This is a genomic window from Algoriphagus sp. oki45 (assembly GCF_036245605.1).
Taxonomy (GTDB): Bacteria; Bacteroidota; Bacteroidia; order Cytophagales; family Cyclobacteriaceae; genus Algoriphagus.
The window spans coordinates 275,132-290,387 of the sequence record NZ_BTPC01000005.1 but is presented as its reverse complement, the minus strand read 5'-3'; the positions used below and the strand labels follow the sequence as shown (position 1 = coordinate 290,387).

Genomic DNA, 15,256 nt, shown 5'->3' with positions numbered 1-15,256 from the left:
AATCCCATGAAAAAGACGATAAGCATCAACATCAGCGGCATCCTCTTCCACATCGAAGAAGATGGGTACGATACCCTCAGAAAATATCTGGACGCCATCAACAGCCACTTCTCAGGCTATAAAGACAGCAAGGAGATCATTTCGGATATCGAAAACCGAATCGCGGAAATTTTCCTTTCCAACCTAAAAAACAACAAACAGGTCATCACCGCCGAAAATGTGGACAAACTCATTGAAAAAATGGGGACCATCGCTGATTTCTCTTCCATTGAAGAAGAAATGGCCGAAGACCAAGGCGAAGAAAAAACCGCTCAGGAGGATTTTTACAAATATGTGACCCCTCCCGGTACCACAGGAGGAGGGTACAAAAAGCTCAAAAGGCTGGAAACCAAAAAAATCCTGGGTGGGGTTTGTGCCGGAATCGCCAACTATTTCACCGTCGATCCGCTTTGGATTCGGCTGATTGCCATTCTTTTGCTTTTCAGCGGAAATGTCAATTTCAATTTTGGGCTATTTGACATCCTTCCTTTTGACAATTTCCGATTCAATCTAGGTTTGGGCTTTTTCGCCATAGTAGCCTACATCGTGCTTTGGATAATTCTGCCCGTTTCCTATGAATTGGTAGAAGACAAAAACATCAAAAAGCTGTACAGAAACCCTGACGACAAGGTATTGGGAGGGGTATCTAGTGGTCTGGCTGCATATTTCGGTGTAGATGTACTCTACATGAGATTGGCCTTTGTGCTCCTCGCCTTTGCTGGCGGTTCGGGTATTTTGATTTATCTCATTCTATGGATCATTACACCGGTAGCAAGCTCCATCACCGAGCGAATCAAAATGAAAGGAGGAGAAATCACCCTGGATAGCATCGATTCTACTCTGAAAGAAACCATCAACCCAGTCCCACCTCAACCTGAGTCCACCGCAAGAAAAATCCTGATGGCACCATTCCGGGTACTCGGAAAGGTCATTGATGCTGTAGGTTCAGCTTTGGGTCCCTTGGGGAGATTTCTTGCCCACGTCATTCGGGTCGTATTCGGTCTGATCATTTTCTTCCTCGGGCTTGCCTTGACGATCGCTCCATTGATCGCTTTATTCGCCTACTTTGGGGTAAGTGATGCAGATTACCGAGTTTGGCTGGAAAACTTCCCCGTAGAACTCTTCACCGGATTGGTACCAGTTTGGCTGGTGGTAGCTACCTTGGGATTGGTTTTTATTCCTGGGATAATCATCCTTCTCCTCGGCTTAAGTGTGCTTGCGCAAAAGAACCTGATCGGTGGCCGATTTGGCTTGGTGGCTTTGGGATTGTGGCTCCTTTGTATTGGGATAGCCGCATTCCAGATTCCTAAGATCGTGGTCCAATTCAAGGAGGAAAATACACATGAGATCACTTCTCAACTTCCTTTGAGCGAAGGGACCCTGATTCTCAAAGCAATAGATGTGGATGATGAGGATATCTTCAATAAAGCTAACCTGAAACTGGTGGGAACTGCTGACTCCTCTGTCGTACTGGTACAGGAAAATTCTTCACGGGGAAAAACTAAGGCAGAAGCTTTGGAAAATGCCAAAAAACTGGTCTACAACTATTCAGTCCAAGACTCTGTGGTCACCTTTGATGAAGGATACGACTTGAGTCAGCTGGAAACCTTCCGCGATCAGCGATTGAATCTGACCCTGAAAATCCCTTACGATCGCCCCTTTATCATGGAAAGATCCATTTTGGAAATTCTAAGGAGCACGCTCTATGTTAATGGATTCCGATCCTCGGATGTACGACCTGAGGCGGTATGGGTCTTCAATGAAGCCGGTCTGATCTGTCTGACTTGTCCAAATAAAGGAGACAACGAATCAGACTGGGATGATTGGAAAGAAGAAAAAGCCAAAACTGATTCTCTGACCCGAGCTACCTTGGACAGTGTAAGTAGAGCAAAATTCAAAGACTCCTATTTCATGAAGGACTAAACCCAACCTTAATCTTTGACAAAAAAAGGCACATTTCAGTGCCTTTTTTTGTACCTTCTGGAATAAAAAAGGAATTCAAATGGATGTCAAAGTCAAGTTTTTGGGAGGTTCAGGATCTGTCACAGGATCTAAATACCTGGTCGATCTGGGAGAGTTTGAGTTTCTGGTGGATTGTGGACTTTTCCAAGGCCCAAGAGACCTGAGAGAAAGAAACTGGGACAAATTCCCCATGCCTGTAGAAGCCTTGGAGGCAATCATCCTTACTCATGGCCATCTAGACCATGTGGGATACTTACCGAAAATAGTCAAACAGGGATTCAAAGGCCCCATCTATTGTACCGAAGCCACAGCTGAATTGGCAAAAATCTTACTTCTTGATTCAGGTAAACTTCAGGAAGAAGAAGCGGAATTCGCCAAAAAGAAAGGATATTCCCGTCACGAAGACCCGCAGCCTCTCTATACCGTAGAAGATGCTGAGGCAGTATTCCCTCTCTTGGTCCCGCAGCCTTTCGAAAAGACCTTTTCCATTTCAAAAAATGTTCAAGTCACCTACTATCATGCCGGTCACATTCTTGGTGCCGCTATAGCCAAAGTGATGATTCAGGGAGATTCCCAAACCAAAAAGCTGGTATTCTCAGGAGACCTAGGCAGATATCATGACCCTGTGCTATACCCTCCTACTTCCATTCCCAAAGCAGATGTGCTTTGGATCGAGTCAACTTATGGAGACCGAAAAGCACCTCAAATAAGGCCGGAAGCCGAATTAGGAGCCGCTATCAATGATACCTTTGACCGGGGAGGACTGGTCATAATTCCCTCCTTTGCCATTGGCCGAACTCAACTGGTCTTGTACCACCTGTATCAGTTGATGGAGAAAAAGAAAATTCCAAAAGTCCCGATTTTTCTGGATAGCCCGATGGCAATTGATGCCACCAAATTGTATTTGGACTTTCATACCGACCATAGATTGACTGCGATGCTGGAAGAAAACGAGCACCCATTTAAGCATCCTCAGCTCCATTATTTTCAGAAGCAGCAACAATCCATGACGCTCAATGAATATCGGGGCAATGCCATCATCATCTCAGCAAGTGGTATGGCTACAGGAGGGCGGGTACTTCATCATCTTTTCCATCATCTTCCTTCGGAAAAAAACGGGGTAATCCTCGTCGGGTATCAGGCCGAAGGCACACGAGGGAGAAGATTATTGGAGGAGGAGCCCGAGATTCGAATTTATGGACAAGAGGTGCCAGTCAAGGCAAAAATCTACCAAATCGAAGGACTTTCTGCCCATGCGGATCAGGATGAGTTGATGGAATGGGCAGAAGGGTTCTGTGAGGTGCCCAAAATGACCTTTATTGTCCACGGGGAAAAAGACAGCGCAGAAGTACTCTCTCAAAAGCTAACCGAAGAATTAGGCTGGCATACAATCATCCCTCAATACCTTGAGTCCATAGTCCTCTTTGAGGGTATATGATAAAAATCCCGTCCAATCCAATTATGAATAGCTGCAGACACATTTTCAAACTTCTATTAATCTTGGTCATGCCCCTATTTTCGACCCTCCACTCCTGCAAGCCATACCAACCCGAAGGACAAGGAATTACCGGTACAATCACTTGGGTAGAAGGCAATCTGATGCCTCGAATTTCGGATACTGGTGAAGAGGTACTACCAAAACCTGAAGGAGTAAAACGTAAACTGGAGGTATATCCCCTAGTGAGTATCAATGATATGAAAATGGAAGATGGGCTTTTTGTCTCTTTAGCAGTCAAACCCATTGCCCAAGTTGAAACAGATGCTAATGGAAAATATAGCCTTCAGCTAGCCCCAGGGAAATACTCAGTGTTCACGGTAGAAGAAGGAGGGCTTTTTGCCAATATTTTTGATGGAGAAGGAAATGCCATGCCGGTCACCGTGAAAGAAGGAGAATGGACCTTAGTGGATATCCAGATCAACTACAAGGCTGTATATTAAAAAAGCCCTGAAAACAGCGTCTTCAGGGCTTGATTTGGGAAGAAGGCAGATTAATCTGCCTTTTCTTTTTTCTTTACAACTATGGTAAGCTCCGTTCCTTCACCTGAATAGTCCGCAGTAATTACGTCCCCTTCAGAAAGGTCACCTTTGAGGATTTCCTCAGCGATGGCATCTTCAAGGTACTTTTGAATTGCACGGTTCAGCGGTCGGGCACCATACTGCTGATCGTAACCTTTCTCGGCCAAGAAGTCTTTGGCTTTATCGGTGAGTTCGATTTGGTAACCCAATTCGGTAATTCTGTGGAATAATTTACCCAAGCTGATATCGATGATTTTGAAGATATCTTCTTTTCCAAGAGAATTAAACACAACCACATCATCCAATCGGTTGAGGAATTCAGGACTGAAAGCCTTTTTCAAAGCAGACTGAATGGTGGACTTCATGATTTCGTCCATATTCTCCTGCTTGGCACGGTTGGCAAAGCCAATCCCTGCCCCAAAGTCTTTCAAGTCTCTAACCCCGATATTGGAGGTCATGATAATGATCGTATTTCTGAAGTCTACTCTTCTGCCCAATCCGTCAGTCAAGATTCCATCATCCAACACCTGAAGAAGAATATTGAACACATCCGGGTGAGCTTTCTCGATTTCATCCAAAAGGACCACAGAGTAGGGCTTTCTTCTGACTTTCTCGGTCAATTGGCCACCTTCTTCATAGCCCACGTAGCCTGGAGGGGCTCCTACCAATCTGGAAACGGAGAATTTCTCCATATACTCAGACATATCGATTCGGATGAGTGAGTCTTCTTTGTCAAACAGGTAGGCAGCCAAAGTCTTCGCCAATTCTGTCTTTCCTACCCCGGTTGGGCCTAGGAAGATAAATGAACCAATGGGCTTTTTGGGATCTTTAAGTCCCACCCGGGTTCTTTGGATGGCTTTGGTTAGCTTTTTAATCGCCTCATCCTGACCAATCACTTTTCCTTTCAGCTCTTCACCCATGTTAAGAAGTTTGTTTCCTTCATTTTGGGCGATTCGCTTGGCAGGAATACCAGTCATCATGGCGATCACTTCGGCGACATTGTCTTCCTCCACCGTGAAGCGCTTGGACTTACTTTCATCCTCCCACTTAGCTTTGGCGATTTCGAGTTGCTCCAACAGCTTCTTCTCCTTATCCCGGAGTTGAGCTGCTTCTTCGTATTTCTGGGATTTGACTACCCGGTTTTTCTCTGTCTTGATGTTTTCAACTTCTGCTTCGAGTTTGAGAATTTCCTCAGGCACATGAATGTTGTTGATATGCACCCGTGCACCTGCTTCATCAAGAATATCGATAGCCTTGTCTGGAAGGAATCGATCGGAAATGTATCGATCCGAAAGCTTAACGCAAGCGTCAATTGCCTCCGGCGTGTAAATTACATTATGGTGATCCTCGTACTTATCCTTGATGTTATTCAAGATCTGGATGGTCTCTTCAGGAGAGGTCGCATCGACCATCACCATCTGGAATCTTCGGGCAAGTGCTCCGTCTTTCTCGATATATTGTCGGTATTCATCCAAGGTCGTAGCTCCGATACATTGGATTTCACCTCTTGCCAAAGCCGGTTTGAACATATTGGAAGCATCCAAAGAACCGGATGCACCTCCCGCTCCAACAATCGTGTGAAGCTCATCGATGAAAAGAATGACATTTGGAGACTTCTCCAATTCATTCATCACCGCCTTCATTCGCTCCTCAAACTGTCCCCGGTACTTGGTACCGGCCACCAACGAGGCGAGATCCAGCGTGACCACGCGCTTGTTGAAAAGCACGCGGGAAACTTTTTTCTGAACAATTCTTAAGGCAAGACCTTCAGCAATGGCCGTTTTACCTACTCCAGGCTCACCGATCAGAATAGGGTTGTTTTTCTTTCTTCTTGAAAGGATCTGAGCTACTCGCTCAATTTCCTTTTCTCGACCAATGATTGGATCTAGTTTGTCCTCTTCGGCCATTTTGGTCAAATCCCTGCCGAAATTATCCAAGACAGGAGTTCTTGATTTTTCAGACCCAGGCTTAGATCCACTTCCTGTACCAGACCCAGAGGATCCAAACAATTTTGAGCCATCATCATCCCCATCCTCAGCTTCTGCTTTGGATCTTGGACTAGCACCCGGGTCGGATTGCATTTCCAGCATATCTTTGATCGTGTCGTAACCTACCTCAAACTTATTCAGGATTTGAGTGGCAATATTGTCTTCATCCCTAAGGATAGAAAGCAGCAAGTGCTCAGTGCCTATCAATTGGCTTTTGAAAATCTTAGCCTCGAGGTAGGTAATTTTCAATACCTTCTCGGACTGCCGGGTCAGGGGAATGTTGGCCATGTTTTTCACATTATGATTGGCAGTTCCCTTTACCGCTCGTTCAATCGCATTGCGCAGCTCATCCAGAGGCACGCCCAATTTCTTAAGAATGGAAACAGCTACACCTTCTCCCTCGCGAATCATCCCTAGCAAGAGGTGCTCTGTGCCGATGTAATCGTGCCCCAGACGCAGGGCTTCCTCCCGGCTGAGAGAAATCACCTCTTTGACTCTATTTGAAAATTTTGCTTCCATTTATTTCCTTTCTGATTGTATAATAAATCTGTACGTATGTTACCGAATTTGTTTTAAAAACACAATCATTTTAACGATTGTTCATTCTTTTTTTGCGGAGCTTTTGAGAACATTTCCGGCCTCGGGCCCCATGCAAAACAACAAATCCAGAATACTCAGGTTGGGCTCAAAGTCTAAGCCAAAAAGCTGAGGGTAAGCATTCGGCTGATAGAAATTCCTCTCCCAAAAAGGCCTTGAAGGCACGATAAGCCGTCTTTGGTCTAGGAAATCAGGGATATGTGCGGAATCCTCCACAACCGATACTTTGACAGGCCATCGCAGAAGCTTAAGACATATTGTCAGCAATCGGGTATTGAATTCCCACAGACTTTCCGTTTGACTTTCGAATACAGGGAGAAAGTAAGGAAAGAAAAACTCAAAGAAAGGCGCCTTGCCATAGGCACTCTGAATCCCGCGGAGGTGAATTGACGGCCACTTTTGTGAATAGTCAATTTTAATCTGATCCAAAGGAAGTCTTGGACGCCTCCCTTGGATAGGAATACTGAGGGTCTCTACCTTGTTAGCCAGCAAAATCCGGGTTCGGTTGAAATAGGACTGCCTTTGGTACTGGTTTTTGGGAAAAAGAAGAATCTCCTCAGCATCAATTATAGCACTGAACCATTCTAGTGTCGGCAGGTAATGAAGATCGACGGCAATTCTTTTCAAGGTTGAGGGATTGGTTAATAGTTTTTCTGTGTCCGTTGTGGGAAGTAGGATAGGGTTATAGGTTGTCTTTTGTCAGGCTGAGCGAAGTCGAAGCCTTGTCTCTTGCTTCTTGTTTCTTGTTTCTTGCCTCTTGTTTCTTTTCTCTATCAAAGAATTTCCTCCAAGTTCCCAAGTCCTTCACGAAGCAGAACTACCTCGTCCCCGGTACAATCCAAAATAGTAGAAGGCACATTGGACCCATATCCCCCATCGATGACCACATCCACGAGATTTTGATACTTTTCAAAAATCAATTCCGGGTCGGTACTGTACTCGATGATCTCATCCTCATCATGAATGGAGGTGGAAAGGATGGGTTGACCAAGTTCCTCCACGATAGCCCGGGGCACTCCATGGTTGGGGACCCGGATACCCACTGTTTTTTTATTGCTATGAAGGATTTTTGGCACTTGGGAGCTGGCTTCCAAAATAAAGGTAAAGGGTCCTGGAAGGCCTTTTTTCATCATCTTGAAAACCGGCTTGGTGATCACCCGAGTGTACTGAGAAATATTGCTCAGGTCGGCACATACAAAGGAAAAGTTGTGCTTCTTGGGGTTGATGCCTTTGATTTTGCAGATCTTTTCCACGGCCTTTTGGTTAGTGATGTCGCATCCCAAACCATACACGGTGTCGGTTGGATAAATGATTATCCCTCCATTTCGTAAGATCTCTACAATTTGTCGAACTCGTCGAGGGTCCGGATTTTCTTCATAAAGCCTGATAAACTCGGCCATGGTTGTTACCTTTCTTTTGAATCTACAAGCTTAACCCATTTTTCGATTAATTCGTGCACAATGGGCAAATCAGCAGGTGCCCAATCCAAGGAAAGCAGGTCTTTTTTTTCCAGCCAAAGGAATTGATCATGCTCTGCCAAATGGACTTGCCCTCCCACTTTATATGCCGCCATGGGAATTAGCCGGATGGTTTTTGTAGGATAGGTAAAATCGGCTGGGCTCAATTTTTCTAAAATTTCAATCTCAATGGCCAGCTCCTCCTGAATTTCCCTCTTCAAGCACTCCTCCGGACTTTCGTCTTCCTCCACTTTTCCACCGGGAAATTCCCATTTGCCCGGCAAATCCATGGTTTGGGACCTTCGGGTAGCGAGAACTTTCCCTTCCGAGAAAATGAGTGCACAAGTGACGGGGATGATTTTCATTTCTTTCAAAATCCGAATTAAAACCTTCTTGTCATTCCTTATGGGAATTCAAAATTTGGATCAAATTGTCTGAATACCCTTCATTAACTAACTCAATTTTTCCTTTTTCATCAATCAGGTAGAAGGTTGGATATCCTTTAACTCCAAAGGCTGAACCTACTTCTTGAGCATCGATTAACGCTGGAAAAGGTATTCCCACTTTAGCCTGATATTTTTCCATTTTCGAAATGTCATCCACGGGATTGACATATAATGGAACTACATTTTCGGCAAAGGAAAAAGAGGGCTTTTTAAACTCATCGATTGCGATCTTACACCAGCCACAGTGGATCATAGAAAAATCCAAGAGCACTTTTTTCCCCTGAAAATCACTCAATTTTACCCATTCCCCCTGAATATCTTGAAGTTTGAAATCCGGTGCAGTATCACCCACTTTAAGGAGATTTGACACTATCGTTTTTTCATCTTCTACTTTTGAAATATAACCTTTTGGGAAATTGGGCTGCAAAGGGTCTTCACCTTGATAAAAGGTATAATTAGAATAAAAAACTTCAATCAGCTGATTTCTTTTGCCGTCGTGATAAAGTCTCCGTGAAAGAAACTCTGGTAGGGAATTGGCAGGATTGATAAACAGATGATTTTCGAGATAAATTTTCTTCTCGGAAATCACCGTATCCATTTCCACCCAAACAAAATCCATCAGGGTTTTCCTGCTTATCACTGTATCTTTTCTGTAGGCAAATGGCTCTTGGACCAGCAAATGGATTGGGCTAAATGACCTGTAAGCATTTCCCCGAAGTAAGTCTGGTTGATTTTCCCATACAGTCACTTCCTTTTTTTTGTGATCTACTCCATAAGAAACGTTTTCTACAAACCAGAATTCTACATCCTCCTTTTTTCCAAAAAAGTCATACCCTAATTCCGCATTAGGATTCTTCCGAAAGAATGACTCAAGAAAAATAGTATCGATATCTCCTAAGTTAGGATCTTCCCAAAGCATCATTTGATTAAACCCAATTTGCTCAGCCTCTAGGATTTTATTTTTGGAACTATGTAATACTTCCTCTGGTGAAAGGGTCTTCTCGCACCCAAAACCTAAAGCCGCAAGTGAGAAAATAAACAACTCTTTTTTCATACCTAATTTTTAAAAACAAATCATGATCACCCAAAATAATAGAACCCTTAGTATTTGTAAGTCAGAAAATGAAATATTCTCCCTTAAATCAAGAATTACAACTTGGAAAGACTAACTTTAAAGATATTCTGTGGGCCGTAAATCAAAAATCCCAAATCGTAAATTCAAGGCAAGCCCAACTTTTTAATTCCCCCGGTTTTATTTCCTATTTTTGCCCCCTATGCAACTCGAGAAGCGTAAAAAAATATTGCTCGTCGCCTTGGTTTCTATCTCCGTCTTGGCGATTTCGATGACCTTCTATTTCTATCAGGTCTTTTTCAGTCCCAATACCTTGATAGAGAAGGATCAGCCCTACTATCTAAAGATTCCTACCGGATCGGTATTCAAAACAGTCAGCAGCCAACTCTATGAGGATCAGGTAATCAATGATGCCCTCAGCTTTAGTTTCGTGGCCAAAGTCCTCGATTATCAAGAGGCAGTAAAACCCGGACTGTATCGGATAGATCCCAAGATGAGTAATATTGAATTGGTCCGAAGGCTGAGGGCTGGAGATCAGGTACCTGTGAAGGTGACTTTCAACAACGTACGAACCAAAGAAGAGTTGGCAGAGAAAATTACTGCAAACTTGGAAGTAAATCCCGATCAGATTCTCAGTCTTATTCAGGATTCAGTCTTTATTCGAAAGTTTGATTTTGAAGAGGAGACCATTCTCTCCATGTTTATTCCCAATACCTATGAGCTTTGGTGGAATACCAGCGCCGAGGGACTTTTTGACCGGATGTATCGGGAGTATCAAGCCTTTTGGACAGAAGAAAGAAAGCAAAAAGCTCAGGCTATAGGACTGACTCCAAAAGAAGTCAGCACTCTGGCTTCCATCGTGCAGGCAGAAAGCCAAAAGGCGGACGAAAGGGCTAAAATTGCGGGGGTATATCTCAACCGGATGAAAATCGGAATGGCTCTCCAAGCCGACCCCACGCTGGTCTATGCCGCGGGGGATTTCACCCTGAAACGAATTCTGAACATTCACAAGGAAATCGACAGCCCATATAATACCTACAAAAACACCGGACTTCCTCCAGGACCGATTAATTTACCGGATATCAATTCTCTCAATGCCGTACTCAATGCTGAAAAGCACCAGTACATGTACTTCTGCGCCAAGGAGGATTTTTCAGGATATCATGCCTTCGCGGTCACTTACAATGAGCATTTGGCCAACGCGAGGCGCTATCAGGCCGCACTGAACGCTGCAAAAATATTTTAGGATGTTCCAAGCCGAAACCCAAATCCGAGTCCGCTACGCCGAAACAGACCAAATGGGCTACGTCTACTATGGCAACTACGCCATGTACTTTGAGGTGGCCCGTGTGGAAGCCATGCGATCGGCCGGTTTTTCCTACCGGAAAATGGAAGAAGACGGGGTGATGATGCCGGTCCTGGAAAGCCATTTTCGCTACCTCAAGCCTGGAAAATACGACGAGCTTTTGACCATCAAAACCACAATCCCCCAACTTCCGGGAGTAAGAATTCGATTTGAATATCAAGTACTTAATGAAGCTCAAGAATTGATCACGGAAGGCTGGACCACACTGGCATTTTTGAAAAAAGATACCCATCAGCCCACCCGACCACCGGGAATTTTATTAGATTTATTGAAACGCTATTTTTAAGGAAAGTGGTCAAAGAAAAAATTTTCAAATACAGAGTACGACTGCAGCTCAAAGCAAGGCGATTAAAAAAGATCCACTTTGGGCACCCGGATAAGAATCTTTATGATGTCACCCGGATTTTTATCCAACAACTTAAAAAAGACGATATCAATGAGCGGGCAGGATCCATGGCTTTTAGCTACACATTGGCCCTTTTCCCATTGTTGCTATTTATCCTAAATCTGATTCCCTACATCCAGCATTTTTACCCCATGGTGACAACTGAAACTATTTTGAGTTTCGTTAGAAGCATTGTTCCATTGGGTATTTACCAAAATGTCGAAACCACTCTGATGGATATCGTATCCAAACCCCGGCAAAGTCTCTTGTCCTTTGGTTTCTTTTTTGCCCTTTTTGCATCTACCCAAGGTGTGGTATCCATGATGGACTCCTTCAATTCGGTCTATCGAACCAAGGAGAATCGGGGCTTTTTCGGAACGAGACTGATAGCGATAAGTATTGTAACCGCTTTGGTGGTGACCATTATCGCAGCCAGTTTGGTCATGATTCTAGGTGAAATTTTCATCAACAGACTGGATGAACTGCATGTATTCAACAGTGGATTCATGTACTTTTTATTCAACACCCTCAAGTTCTTCACCTTACTGGCGGTCTTTTTTATCACCTCTGCGTTTATTTTCAGATTTGCTCCGGCTGTTCACGACAAGTGGAACTTTTTCTCCATCGGTGCCCAACTGTCCGGCTTTCTGATCACCTTAGGCTTCTACGGATTTATATTCTATCTGGAAAATTTCGCAAGCTACAACAAGCTCTATGGATCCATTGGAACCCTGATTGCACTGATGCTCTGGCTTTTCATTACGTCCATGATTGTCCTGGTCTGCTTTGAGGTCAATGTGAGTTTGGATCTGGCAGAAGAAAAGCAAAAACAAAGAGAAAGCCGAAGAAAAGTGCTAGCCGATGATCTGCAGGAAAAATAATTAGGATATAATCAGGCACTTAGGAGAAAAGTGAAAAAGCTACTTGCCTGAAAAGTGTAAAGGATTTACTTTTGCAAACTCGATCGACAAAAGACGAGAACTAGAGGAGTGGCAGAGTGCTTCCCGAAATACTTCGGGACGGCGGTCTTTAAACAACTCAAGTCAAATTAGAGGAGTGGCAGAGTGGTCGATTGCGGCGGTCTTGAAAACCGTTGTACCGCGAGGTACCGGGGGTTCGAATCCCTCCTCCTCTGCATTTGAAAGCCAGACGAAAGTCTGGCTTTTTTATTTTTTATCCTCAAACCAAACCAAAGACATAATCGGTTCAAAGCCAATCCTTCATGTTGGCTTTATAATTAATTTAATCCGTATGAAAAAACCAGACGGATTGTCTGGTTTTTCCTATACACAAATATGCCCCTCTTGCAGGGAACTGACCCGGGGTCATATTTTTTACTCCGGCTGCCCGTTCTCCTGAAAAATTATTTGAATAGCATTGCTTTGTAGCCGGATTTTGTATCACATAGACTTCAGCCAATGCCGGTAGTATTCCTCAAGCATGGGTTGGAGAGTACTCCGATCTCTTTGCCCTTTGTCCTCAATGTACATGGATACTACGTGATCATTTCCGACGACTACTATTCCGCGCTGTTTGGCATTTTGCTGATCTGCCCAAATTGCCGCCTTTCCCAGTCCTTTTATCTTTAGATCCTCCGGCACTTTGTCAAAGTCACGCATAAATCCATTGGAAATGATCGTGTAGGTCGATGGCAAAGACATCAACTGCACCATTAAAGCGACCCCGGCCCCACCCGAGTCTTTGGCTATCATGACACAAGTTCCTTTACTTACATTCATCGCGGAGACGTCTTCCATCTGAAATGAGGCAGGCACCTCAAATATTCTTCTGAATGTCTCCTCATCCATCCCCGCACAGGCATCCCATTCTCCCATGACTTTGTCGGACTCTGAGAGTAAGTCTATATTTTCAAGCTCTATTGTTTCATCAGTCGTTTTGGAAGTGCAGGCAACCAATACTCCTATCGTACAGGCAATGATTAAGATGTGATTTCTCATGGTATTTTAAATGATATGAATGATATAGCTGGATGGCTGAGAATTGCCGCGATCATTGGGTCCTTGCAGGGTCACCTCCACCTCATATTGAGATTTGGGAATACGTCCGACTTGCCGACGGATAAACCCTTGCTGTTCTACTTTGGAGCCCGGTTTCAAGGTTCCAGAAGTTTTTCCGGAATTAGCACCACCTGATTTTCCATCCTGCGGAGCTTTTGGTTCGGGGAGATTTCCGCCTTTTGCTTCAGGGTCATCGATTCTTCCTACCTGGCGACGGATGAATCCCTGCTTTTCCCAGGTATTGATCATGGATTCCTCCAGCCCTTGGGAAAAAAGTGGAAATTCAGAAACATTTTGAGACAATGTGACCGGCATACGTTCCGATTCGAAGAGGACTTTTCCATTTTGTTTCACCCTGTAGACCAGTGCACCTTGGACCTGCCTATTCCCTAGACGCTGTAGCGCTTCGCGATCCAAGTTTAATACAGGTTTTTGGTCTTGGATCATTTTCAAAATCTGCTGATACTCTCCGTCCTGAGAAGGGATGGAAAGGGTTTCTTTTTTGGCTAGGGCCAAAGGAGACTGTGCATGTCCCAAACTTATCGAAGTACACATTATTAGCCCTAAGAAGTAAAATCTAAGTTGTTTTTTCATGATCAAATTCGTTTAGTCGATTAATTCAAGCGTATAGGTGTATCTAAATCTTACATGATCCTTGTCATCATACATTTCTCCTTCGCCTCGGACATAGCGCTTGCCTCCGACCGTTTCCAGCCAAAAAGTTTCATCCGAATTCGGAAGCCGTTTTCGTCCACCACTTGCATTGGGATAGTCCCCTGCTTGAGTCTGACCGGATAAGAATTTAATGATTTCAGCCAAGTTGTTGGATCGATCCCCCCACATATCCGCAGCCAATAGATTAGGTCCCCAGGAAAATCGCATGGAAGTAGTGATTTTCATGGTAGAGGACTGGATTTCAGCCGTTGAAAAGGGAATATTCCAGATCACAAACTTGCCTATGTTCCGTTTTTGACCTTCCGGCCATGTAGTGCCAAAGTTGTTCCCCATCCAACCAAACCAAACAAAATTGCTTTTCCCACGGGTTCGATTATCACGCACGTAGCTGATTTGTTCCTCCCGGGGCTTTGGGCCTTGAATAAGAGTGGATATACTTAAATCCCCTCGTTGGTTTCGTCCCACTCTTGCTTTGGTGAGTGTGACATCGTTGTACGTCATTTTCATCCGGTACATGTTGGAGGAAGCCTTCGGCATGGGTTTGGAAGCTTCTGCCTTGTTTTGGGCCTCTATCCGCTTAGCTTCTGCCTCCCGGGCAGCTTGCCATCGGGCGATGGATCCTACCCCAGTCACAGCCATTTTCACATTTGCTGGATTGAAAGGATCTGAAAACAAGATCAATTCGCCCTTCACGGGTGGGTCAGCACGTTTGCCAGTAGGGTCCAGCCGGGCCAGTTCCAAATCAGCCGTCAGAAAATCGAATTGGGTGGTTTTAGCTTTCCCATAAAAAACCCGCCCATTATCCTGTCGTCCATTGATCATTCCCTGTTCGGACATGACCAGACTGTTCCCGTTTTTATCGGAAAAGGTCAGCAGCTCTTTTTGAGTTTTATTGCCGTCCCATGAGATTGCATTGTCTTTGGTCAAAACCCGAAAGTCTTCACCGGGAGCCAAAAACCCGGAAAATGAAAGATTATCTCCGTTAATCATGATGTCAAACCGACCGGCACTTTTCTGAGCCGAATTGACAAAAGTTCCGGCTGCCCTACGCCCTCCCGGGTAGACTTTCCCAAAAAACACCCATTGATCATGGACTCCGTAAATGTATCCCCCGGCTTGGGTGATGGAAAGTTCCCCTTTGTCGGAGCTCCATACACCTGTCCAGAGATTTCCCTGGGCTTGGGCTCCAAAATTCAAGAAGAGCCCAAAAAACAAAATCAATAGTCTTTTCATAA

Annotated in this window: 14 protein-coding genes and 1 tRNA gene; 7 read left to right on the top strand and 8 right to left on the bottom strand. The window is 44.4% G+C overall.

What is annotated here, in order from left to right:
* Positions 1–6: 6 nt before the first annotated feature.
* From AAA942_RS18990 to AAA942_RS18980, 3 genes are all read left to right on the top strand, one after another.
* Positions 7–1,962, top strand: a complete 1,956-nt coding sequence (locus AAA942_RS18990) for a PspC domain-containing protein (protein WP_338221882.1) — start codon at positions 7–9, stop codon at positions 1,960–1,962.
* Between the two features lie 79 nt (positions 1,963–2,041).
* Positions 2,042–3,439: an MBL fold metallo-hydrolase gene (locus AAA942_RS18985; protein ID WP_338221881.1), complete on the top strand. Its 1,398-nt coding sequence runs from the start codon at positions 2,042–2,044 to the stop codon at positions 3,437–3,439.
* A gap of 68 nt (positions 3,440–3,507) precedes the next feature.
* Positions 3,508–3,939 carry a carboxypeptidase regulatory-like domain-containing protein gene (locus tag AAA942_RS18980; protein ID WP_338221880.1) on the top strand — a complete coding sequence of 144 codons (432 nt, stop codon included), beginning with the start codon at positions 3,508–3,510 and terminating at the stop codon, positions 3,937–3,939.
* A gap of 50 nt (positions 3,940–3,989) precedes the next feature.
* Here AAA942_RS18980 and AAA942_RS18975 read toward each other — a convergent pair whose 3' ends face one another.
* From AAA942_RS18975 to AAA942_RS18955, 5 genes are all read right to left on the bottom strand, one after another.
* Positions 3,990–6,524, bottom strand: coding sequence for an ATP-dependent Clp protease ATP-binding subunit (locus AAA942_RS18975; RefSeq protein WP_338221879.1), 2,535 nt, complete (start codon positions 6,522–6,524; stop codon positions 3,990–3,992).
* 81 nt (positions 6,525–6,605) lie between these two features.
* Positions 6,606–7,229 (bottom strand): WbqC family protein, encoded by a 624-nt coding sequence (locus AAA942_RS18970; protein WP_338221878.1) that lies wholly within the window; start codon positions 7,227–7,229, stop codon positions 6,606–6,608.
* Between the two features lie 146 nt (positions 7,230–7,375).
* Positions 7,376–8,002 (bottom strand): L-threonylcarbamoyladenylate synthase, encoded by a 627-nt coding sequence (locus AAA942_RS18965; protein WP_338221877.1) that lies wholly within the window; start codon positions 8,000–8,002, stop codon positions 7,376–7,378.
* 5 nt (positions 8,003–8,007) lie between these two features.
* Positions 8,008–8,424 (bottom strand): (deoxy)nucleoside triphosphate pyrophosphohydrolase, encoded by a 417-nt coding sequence (locus tag AAA942_RS18960; RefSeq protein WP_338221876.1) that lies wholly within the window; start codon positions 8,422–8,424, stop codon positions 8,008–8,010.
* Positions 8,425–8,455: 31 nt separating this feature from the next.
* The gene (locus AAA942_RS18955) at positions 8,456–9,559 is read right to left on the bottom strand and encodes a peroxiredoxin family protein (protein WP_338221875.1); all 1,104 of its coding nucleotides are present in this window, start codon (positions 9,557–9,559) and stop codon (positions 8,456–8,458) included.
* Positions 9,560–9,779: 220 nt separating this feature from the next.
* On the opposite strand from AAA942_RS18955, the gene mltG reads away from it, so the two are divergent.
* The 4 genes from mltG (at position 9,780) to AAA942_RS18935 (ending at position 12,463) form a co-directional block, all read left to right on the top strand.
* The gene (mltG, locus tag AAA942_RS18950) at positions 9,780–10,823 is read left to right on the top strand and encodes an endolytic transglycosylase MltG (protein WP_338221874.1); all 1,044 of its coding nucleotides are present in this window, start codon (positions 9,780–9,782) and stop codon (positions 10,821–10,823) included.
* 1 nt (position 10,824) lies between these two features.
* Positions 10,825–11,229: an acyl-CoA thioesterase gene (locus tag AAA942_RS18945; protein ID WP_338221873.1), complete on the top strand. Its 405-nt coding sequence runs from the start codon at positions 10,825–10,827 to the stop codon at positions 11,227–11,229.
* Positions 11,230–11,234: 5 nt separating this feature from the next.
* Positions 11,235–12,209, top strand: a complete 975-nt coding sequence (locus AAA942_RS18940; protein ID WP_338221872.1) for a YihY/virulence factor BrkB family protein — start codon at positions 11,235–11,237, stop codon at positions 12,207–12,209.
* Between the two features lie 169 nt (positions 12,210–12,378).
* Positions 12,379–12,463, top strand: a tRNA-Ser gene (locus AAA942_RS18935).
* A gap of 265 nt (positions 12,464–12,728) precedes the next feature.
* Here AAA942_RS18935 and AAA942_RS18930 read toward each other — a convergent pair.
* From AAA942_RS18930 to AAA942_RS18920, 3 genes are read right to left on the bottom strand one after another with little or no spacing between them, the layout of a single operon-like run.
* A complete protein-coding gene (locus tag AAA942_RS18930; RefSeq protein ID WP_338221871.1) occupies positions 12,729–13,286 on the bottom strand; it encodes a hypothetical protein in 558 nt (185 codons plus the stop codon).
* A gap of 6 nt (positions 13,287–13,292) precedes the next feature.
* Positions 13,293–13,940, bottom strand: coding sequence for a hypothetical protein (locus tag AAA942_RS18925; RefSeq protein WP_338221870.1), 648 nt, complete (start codon positions 13,938–13,940; stop codon positions 13,293–13,295).
* 12 nt (positions 13,941–13,952) lie between these two features.
* Positions 13,953–15,254 (bottom strand): hypothetical protein, encoded by a 1,302-nt coding sequence (locus AAA942_RS18920; RefSeq protein ID WP_338221869.1) that lies wholly within the window; start codon positions 15,252–15,254, stop codon positions 13,953–13,955.
* Positions 15,255–15,256 lie beyond the last annotated feature (2 nt).

Coding starts and splice junctions, on each gene's coding strand:
- AAA942_RS18955 (WP_338221875.1), bottom strand. CDS start 9,559: ATGAAAAAAGAGTTGTTTATTTTCTCACTTGCGGCTTTAGGTTTTGGG.
- AAA942_RS18945 (WP_338221873.1), top strand. CDS start 10,825: ATGTTCCAAGCCGAAACCCAAATCCGAGTCCGCTACGCCGAAACAGAC.
- AAA942_RS18985 (WP_338221881.1), top strand. CDS start 2,042: ATGGATGTCAAAGTCAAGTTTTTGGGAGGTTCAGGATCTGTCACAGGA.
- AAA942_RS18930 (WP_338221871.1), bottom strand. CDS start 13,286: ATGAGAAATCACATCTTAATCATTGCCTGTACGATAGGAGTATTGGTT.
- AAA942_RS18960 (WP_338221876.1), bottom strand. CDS start 8,424: ATGAAAATCATCCCCGTCACTTGTGCACTCATTTTCTCGGAAGGGAAA.
- AAA942_RS18920 (WP_338221869.1), bottom strand. CDS start 15,254: ATGAAAAGACTATTGATTTTGTTTTTTGGGCTCTTCTTGAATTTTGGA.
- mltG (WP_338221874.1), top strand. CDS start 9,780: ATGCAACTCGAGAAGCGTAAAAAAATATTGCTCGTCGCCTTGGTTTCT.
- AAA942_RS18975 (WP_338221879.1), bottom strand. CDS start 6,524: ATGGAAGCAAAATTTTCAAATAGAGTCAAAGAGGTGATTTCTCTCAGC.
- AAA942_RS18980 (WP_338221880.1), top strand. CDS start 3,508: ATGCCCCTATTTTCGACCCTCCACTCCTGCAAGCCATACCAACCCGAA.
- AAA942_RS18990 (WP_338221882.1), top strand. CDS start 7: ATGAAAAAGACGATAAGCATCAACATCAGCGGCATCCTCTTCCACATC.
- AAA942_RS18925 (WP_338221870.1), bottom strand. CDS start 13,940: ATGAAAAAACAACTTAGATTTTACTTCTTAGGGCTAATAATGTGTACT.
- AAA942_RS18965 (WP_338221877.1), bottom strand. CDS start 8,002: ATGGCCGAGTTTATCAGGCTTTATGAAGAAAATCCGGACCCTCGACGA.